The sequence below is a fragment of the Rhizobium ecuadorense genome, from assembly GCF_001187535.1.
In the GTDB taxonomy this organism is placed as follows: domain Bacteria; phylum Pseudomonadota; class Alphaproteobacteria; order Rhizobiales; family Rhizobiaceae; genus Rhizobium; species Rhizobium ecuadorense.
This window is the reverse complement of sequence record NZ_LFIO01001433.1, coordinates 1-239: the sequence shown is the minus strand read 5'-3', so window position 1 is coordinate 239 and position 239 is coordinate 1. Positions and strand designations below refer to the sequence as shown.

General features: G+C 62.3%; 1 pseudogene. It reads left to right on the top strand.

What is annotated here, in order from left to right:
* Positions 1–239 (top strand): annotated as a pseudogene (locus AF337_RS44680) (hypothetical protein); the annotation flags it as partial.

Sequence of the window (239 nt, the reverse complement as noted above, 5' to 3'; positions counted from 1 at the left end):
AATTCCGTCTTCCGACGACCACATATGTCAAGTCCCTGAAGGCTCCGGATCGCACGGACGATAGTGATCTCGGTCTCGATGAAGCACGGTCGGCAACCGTTGAACCCATCGATGACGAAGAGGATCGGTTCCTGCGCGGCGAAGGGAACGGCGGGCAGCGCGCGACAGAGAAGAAAGTTCGCAAGGCGCCCGAGGGAGCCAAGCTCTCGAGGGAGGCGCGGGCCCTGGAGAGAGTGCCG